Source organism: Amycolatopsis sp. NPDC104819 (genome assembly GCF_055583145.1).
This window is the reverse complement of the sequence record NZ_JBVJON010000036.1, coordinates 1-6,519: the sequence shown is the minus strand read 5'-3', so window position 1 is coordinate 6,519 and position 6,519 is coordinate 1. Positions and strand designations below refer to the sequence as shown.

Sequence of the window (6,519 nt, the reverse complement as noted above, 5' to 3'; positions counted from 1 at the left end):
ACCACCCGGTGGACCGCTGGGTCAAGCCCGAAGAGTTCGTCGAGCACTCGAAGGCCGCCGAGGCCATGGGCTTCGCCGGCGTGATGGCCGGTCCGTTGGTGCGGTCGTCGTACCGCGCGGGACGGCTTTACGCCCAGACCAAGGGTTACCGCGGTGAGGTCCTGCCGGAGAACCTCCAGCACCTCGCCGTCGAAGGACCCGCAGCTCAGGAGGCCGCGTCGCTCCTGGCGCGGTGACGCACGTCACCCCACCATCCTTAAAGGATCGGTAAAGTGGGTGGCATGGCCCTGGTTTCGGACCTCCTCAGCTGGTTGCAAGGACTCCCGGAACCGGGGCTCGTCGCGGCCACCGGCGGCCTGGTGTTCGCCGAATGCACGATCGGGCTGGGGTTCCTGGCCCCGGGCGAGTCCGGCCTGCTCATCGCGGCGACGACAGCGAACACCGTCGCGCGGTTCGTGGTCCTGTGGCTGGTGGTGACGGTCTGCGCCACCGCGGGCGACGCGCTCGGCTACCTGATCGGCCGCCGGTTCGGCCCCCGGCTGCGTGAGACGAAGCTGATCCGAAAGTACGGCCTGGAGGCGTGGGACAAGGCGACCGGGGTCCTGGAGCGCCGGGGAGCGTGGGCGGTGTTCTTCGCCCGGTTCCTGCCGGTGATCCGCACGCTCACCCCGGCCGCGGCGGGCACTTCGGGCCTGCCGTTCCGCAAGTTCCTCCCGGCCGCCGCGGCGGGCGCGTTCTGCTGGTCGCTGGTGCACATCAGTCTCGGCGCAGCGCTGGGTGAAGCGGCGAAGCGGATCGAGGGTGCGCTCAACACCGGCGGGCTGGTCGTGGTGGGTGTGCTCGTGGCCGTGGGGGTGTTCTTCTTGCTGCGCTTGAAGAAGCGGAAGGCTCTCGCGACGCCGGAACGCGAGCCGGAAAAGGTCCCCTGACCGCGTTCCCCGGCGCCAAGCGTCGCGAATGACCCATTCGCGGCCTCCGACGCCCCGAATGACCCATTCGCGACGCCCACCGGCTCCCGGCGCACCTTCCAGCGCCCCAAGGCGGCCTTGGTTGCGTTCAACGCACCCAAGGCCACATCGGGGCGCAGGCGAAGCCGAGCAGAACCGGCGCGCACGAAGCCCACGAGGGTGCGACCCGGGCGTGCCCGAGCCGCACCCTCCCGGCGTCAGCGGTGGGCGCGCGCCGCCTTGCCGGTGGCCCAGCCGATCAAACCGAGCGCCAACAGCGCCCCACCGGCGACGAACGGCCAGGAACCCGGGCCCGAGCTCGGCGAAAGCGCCGGAGCCGGGGTCGCGGCGAGGTCGTACCCACCGAACTTCCCCTGCGCCCGGTACGCCGAGCCGGGCAGCTTGTCGCCGTACAACCGGTGCACCAGCTGCTGGTACGCCGGCAGCGCGACGCCGTCGCCGACCCGCTGCCGGGCCGGGTCGTTCAGCGGCAGCACCCGGCCGTCACGCAGCCGGTACCACGCGTTGACCTGCGGCTCGGTGAAGACGAGGTCCGCGCCGGCCTGCGCCGGGTACGTCACCTCTTCGGTGCCCGTCGTGAAGTTGGTCGCGGTCCAGCCGGCCGCTTCCCGGGTCACCCACACGGTGGCCTGCCGGCCCGTCGACGCCGAAGCGCGCACCGCGAAGTACGCGAACGCCGCCGGCTTCGCACCGGGCGTCCCGGCGACGAACGCCGGGTCCAGCGAGTAGACGCTCAGCGGCTCACCGGTCACTTCGGGCGTCTGCGCCACGTCGGCGCGGGCGACCCCGGCACGGGCGTCGAGCTGCCCGAAGAACGCCGAGAGCTGCGTGCTCGCCGAAGCGACCGCCTGCTTGGCCGCGTCGACGTCGGAAGAAGAAGCCGAAGCCGTGCCGCCGAACCCGACCACCAGGGCCGCACCCGCGAGCAGGACGCCGAATCCACGGAAGAGTTTCATCTCACGCCCCGATCCGGTAGAGGGACTGCGCCCACTGGAACTGTCCATTGCGGACGTAGCTCGAGTGCGCCATCGCGCTGTAGCGCTGGCTGCTCGGCCACGGGTCGCCGTAGTACACCAGCCCGCTCGAGTCGTAGCCGTAGATCACCTGCGCGTGCCCGCCGCCGGCCGTCCAGTAGATGCCGGTCTCGATCGGGCGCCGCGCGGTGATCTCGCTCTGCACCGACGCGAAGCTGAGCGCGTTGGTGACCGTGCCGGGCCGCAGCCCGAGCGCCTGGTAACCGCGCTGGACGTAGGTCAGCTCGCCGGCCTGGTTGGGGCACTGCGAACCGGCCGGGTAACCGCGGGAGTAGTCGCAGAAGGTGTTCTGGCTGACGCTCGCGCCGTAGCCGAGGAACCGGGCGATGGTCAGGCCGCTGGCGGCCCAGCACCACTGGTCCTGCTCCTGGACCAGCTGGCTGATGGGCAGCGTCGTGGCGGCCCGGGGTGCGGCGGACGCGGGCGGCGAGAGCAGGCCGAGGACGGCCGCGCACAGCACACCGAGCGCCATTGCTCGTCTGAAGTGCATTCGTTGCTCCTTGTCGGCAACAGGTGGGGACTTCGTGAGCTTCTCCCGTTGCCGCGCCGGGCAGTAATCCCAGCGGGGATAACACCGGCGTTATGCCGCCTATCGGGCGGAGACGAGCACCGGCTCCTCCGGGTGCCGCCGGCACCACCGCGCGAAGTGCGGGTTCCGTTGCCGCGACGCCGCATACGCGACCTCCGCGCACCGGAACACCTCGTCGGTGGCCGGTGTGCGGGCGTCGTCCTCGCGCGTCGCGAACAACAGCGTCGTCCAGAGCGGGTCACCGGCGAGCGGCAGCGCGACGAGCCCCGGCGGCGGCGCCGAAGCCGCCTGCGCGAGGCAGACCGCGCCCTGGGCGATCAGCGTCCCGGCCGTGCCCGCCTCCGACGTGAAGTGCCGCACGCGCGGGGTGAACCCGGCGGCCGCACAGGCCTGCAGGAACCGGACGCGCACGCAGTTTTCGTGCGGAGGCGGCAGGATCCAGTCGCAGTCCGCGAGGTCGGCGAGCTCGACCACGCCGTCGCGGATCGCCGGGTGGCCGTCGGCGATCCCGACGAAGATCGGCTCGGTGGCGAGCGACCGCACGGTCAGGCCCGCGAAGTGGTGCGCCTCGGTGCCGTCGAAGTGTTCGAGCAGCGCGACGTCGACCCGGTTCGTCGCAAGGAGTTTCAGCAGGGTCAGCGACGCCGGTTCGGCGTAGGTCTGGACGTCGAGGTCCCGCAGCTCCTCGATGAACCGGCCGATGATGAGCAGCGGCACGTACCCGATCCGCAGGGTCCCGGGGCCGCCCTCGCCGTGGCGGCGGGCCGTCGCGACGAGCGCCTGCATGTCCGACAGCAGCGCGTCGGCGCGGGCCAGCACGAACCGGCCGAGCTCGGTCGGGCGCACCCCGCTGGGGCCGCGGACGAACAGGTCGCCGCCCAGGATCCGTTCGATCCGCTTGAGCTGCGCGGTGAGCGCGGGCTGGCTGACGCCGAGCACCGTGGCGGCGCGGCTGACACTGCCACCGTCCGCGACGGCGCGGACGGCCCTGAGATGCCGCAGCTCCAGCTCGGCCACGCCCAGCAGGTTAACGCCGTCTTCACGGCCGGCACGACCTGCGAAAGTCGGGCTTACTACATTCGGCGGTATGAGTCTCGCGGATCTTCCCCGGCCGATCGGGTTCGTCCTCGGTGGCGGCGGCAGCCTCGGCGCGATGCAGGTGGGCATGCTGCGCGCCCTGACCGAAGCCGGAGTCGCGCCGGACCTCGTCGTGGGCACGTCGGTGGGCTCGCTCAACGCGGCCGTGCTGGCCCGCACCGGCGGCGGCGCCCTGGAGCGCCTGCGCGGCATCTGGGCGCACATGACGCGGGCCGAGGCGTTCCCCGGCGGCGTGCTGAGCCGCGTCCGGACGCTGACGCAGAGCAAGACGCACCTGTTCCCCAACAGCGGCCTGACGGCGATCATCGCCGACCACCTCGGCGCCGACACCCGCTTCGAGGACCTGGCGCTGCCGCTCGGCGTCGTCACGACGCAGGTCGACACGGCGGAGCCGCTGCTGATCCGGTCCGGGCGGCTGCTCGAGCCGTTGCTGGCGAGCTGCGCGATCCCCGGGATCTTCCCGCCGGTGGAGCACGAGGGCCGGTTGCTGTACGACGGCGGGCTCGTCGCGAACGTCCCGATGCGGCAGGCGCTGGCCATGGGCGCGCAGTCACTGGTGGTGCTCGACTGCGCGTTCCCGGGGAAGCTGCCGGAGGCACCCCGGACGTTCGCCGAGGTGATGATGTTCACCGCGATGATCTCCATGCGGAACCAGGCGGTGCTGGAAGCGCCGGTGGCGGCCGCGCAGGTGCCTGTCGTGTACCTACCCGGGCCGGCCCCGGCACGTGTGAACCCGCTCGACTTCGGGCACACGGAAGCACTGGCGGAAGAGGCGTACGCGGCGGCGCGGGAGTTCCTGGACGCGATCACCGTGAGCGGGCCGGGACTTTACGGGGCGCCGGGCCTCGTCGTCACGTGATCCGCGTCACGCCGATGCACCGATCCGCCCGGAAGAACGTCATCGCTATCGCGTAGTTTTGATGACGAATGCCCGCCGATCCCGATTTCCCAAAAAAGAGACAATATGCTCCCCAAGAAGATTTTACTTTCGGTGGCCGGAATCCTCGCCGGAGCACTGCTGCTTTCCGCCTGTTCGTCCGGTGACGACGGCGGCACGCCCGCCGGCGGCGCCTCCGCGTCCGATTCGGCGTCGCCGTCCGCAACGCCGGTCGCGGTGACGTTCGAGCCGGCCGGCGGCGCGGCGGTGAACCCGGCGACGCCGGTCGTCGTGAAGGCGGCCAACGGGAAGCTCGTCGACGTCACCGTGACCAACACGGCCAAGGGAAAGACGGTCGCCGGCAAGCTCGCCACGGACGGCCTCAGCTGGACCTCGACCGAGCCCCTCGGCTACGGCGCGACGTACAAGATCGTCGCGCACGCCCAGGGCGCCGACGGGAAGCCGATCGAGCAGGACAACCAGATCAGCACGATCGCGCCCAAGAAGCAGGCCAACGCCAACCTGATCCCGGCGCCGTCCGCGGTGGCGAGCACGGGTGTCGGTGTCGGCCAGCCGATCGTCTTCAGCTTCGGCAAGATCGCCGTCAAGAACAAGGCGGAGGTCGAGAAGGCGCTGTCGGTGGAGTCGACGCCGAAGCAGGAGGGCGGCTGGTACTGGATCGACGACTCGAACGTCCACTACCGGCCGAAGGAGTACTGGAAGGCCGGCACGACGCTGAAGGTGACGGCGAAGATCTACGGCGTCGATTTCGGCAACGGCGTCTTCGGCGCGGAGGATCGCACGGAGACGTACAAGGTGCACGATTCCTGGATCGCGAAGGCGGACGGGAACACCGAGCAGATGCAGATCTTCCACAACGGCGCGATGCTGAAGTCCATGCCGATCTCGATGGGCAAGGACGCCACCCCGACCCATTTGGGCGCGCACGTCATTTCGGACAAGCAGGCGAACTACACGATGGACTCGTGCACGTACGGCGTCTGCCCGCCTGATCCGAAGGCGTACCGGTCGAACGAGAAGTTCTCGGAGCGGATTTCCAACGACGGCGAGTTCGTCCACGAGAACCCGAACAGCGTGGGGCAGCAGGGAAGTTCGAACGTCTCCCACGGCTGCATCAACCTGAACGGCGCGAACGCCCAGTGGTTCTTCCAGAACATGGGCCTGGGCGACGTCGTGGAGGTGACCAACTCCGGAGGCCCACAGCTCCCGGTGTGGGACCTGTACGGCGACTGGTCCAAGTCCTGGGCCGACTGGCAGGCCGGCTCCGCCATCAAGTAACCCCCCCACCTCCCTTCGATCCCCTTCGTCACTTCGGTCCCCAGGGGGCCAGGAGCTCCGCTCCTGGCCCCCTCCCCCACTCGCCGCCTCCCCATCACGCGTGATGCCTCCCCAATCACGCGAGATTCCCCTCCCGTCACGCGAGATGCCTCTTCAGCCGGGCCTACCGGCCCCGCAATCACGCGAGTTCCGGCTGCAATCACGTCACTTCCGGCTCCAATCACACCAGTTCCGGCCCCAATCACGTGAGATCCGGCTCTGATCACGCAAGATTCCCTCGATCACCCCGGCCGCAGCGACTGGCGTGGGCCGGCTCGCGTGCCCAAACCGTCGATTCGCGTACCTGGGGGCCGCCAGTCGGCGTGATCCGGGAGGCATCGGGTGTGTCTGGAGGGGCATCACGCGTAATTGGGCGGGCATCAGGCTGGGCCGCGGGTCTGTGCCGGCGTGATCCAAGCCGTCACTCGCGTGATCAGGAACCGAATTCGCGTGATTGAAGGCGGAACTCGCGTGACTGCAGCGCCGACACGCGTGATCAGAAGGTCAACACGCGGTTCCAGGGAGCCGGCTCGTGTACCCAGGCGGACGACACGCGTACGTGGGGGACGACACGGGTTTTGGGCATGCAGAAAGGCCCCGGGAGAACCATCACTGGTCCTCGACCGGGGCCTAACTGCTCGTTAAGTTCGGCGGTGTCCTACTCTCCCACAACCC

Annotated in this window: 6 protein-coding genes and 1 pseudogene; 4 read left to right on the top strand and 3 right to left on the bottom strand. The window is 70.0% G+C overall.

Going from position 1 to position 6,519, the window contains the following annotated elements:
* Together ACZ63E_RS46000 and ACZ63E_RS45995 are read left to right on the top strand one after the other, a co-directional pair.
* Positions 1–236 (top strand): annotated as a pseudogene (locus tag ACZ63E_RS46000) (lipoyl synthase); the annotation flags it as partial.
* A gap of 45 nt (positions 237–281) precedes the next feature.
* Complete coding sequence (locus ACZ63E_RS45995; RefSeq protein ID WP_465342622.1) at positions 282–929, top strand: DedA family protein; 648 nt, start codon at positions 282–284, stop codon at positions 927–929.
* Between the two features lie 236 nt (positions 930–1,165).
* Here the strand turns inward: ACZ63E_RS45995 and ACZ63E_RS45990 are convergent, their stop codons facing one another.
* The 3 genes from ACZ63E_RS45990 to ACZ63E_RS45980 form a co-directional block, all read right to left on the bottom strand.
* Positions 1,166–1,924: a hypothetical protein gene (locus tag ACZ63E_RS45990; protein WP_465342621.1), complete on the bottom strand. Its 759-nt coding sequence runs from the start codon at positions 1,922–1,924 to the stop codon at positions 1,166–1,168.
* Between the two features lies 1 nt (position 1,925).
* Positions 1,926–2,492, bottom strand: a complete 567-nt coding sequence (locus ACZ63E_RS45985) for a papain-like cysteine protease family protein (protein WP_465342620.1) — start codon at positions 2,490–2,492, stop codon at positions 1,926–1,928.
* A gap of 99 nt (positions 2,493–2,591) precedes the next feature.
* Complete coding sequence (locus ACZ63E_RS45980; RefSeq protein WP_465342619.1) at positions 2,592–3,548, bottom strand: LysR family transcriptional regulator; 957 nt, start codon at positions 3,546–3,548, stop codon at positions 2,592–2,594.
* Between the two features lie 70 nt (positions 3,549–3,618).
* On the opposite strand from ACZ63E_RS45980, the gene ACZ63E_RS45975 reads away from it, so the two are divergent.
* A complete protein-coding gene (locus ACZ63E_RS45975) occupies positions 3,619–4,488 on the top strand; it encodes a patatin-like phospholipase family protein (RefSeq protein ID WP_465342618.1) in 870 nt (289 codons plus the stop codon).
* Positions 4,489–4,593: 105 nt separating this feature from the next.
* Positions 4,594–5,805, top strand: coding sequence for a L,D-transpeptidase (locus tag ACZ63E_RS45970; protein WP_465342617.1), 1,212 nt, complete (start codon positions 4,594–4,596; stop codon positions 5,803–5,805).
* Positions 5,806–6,519: the final 714 nt, after the last annotated feature.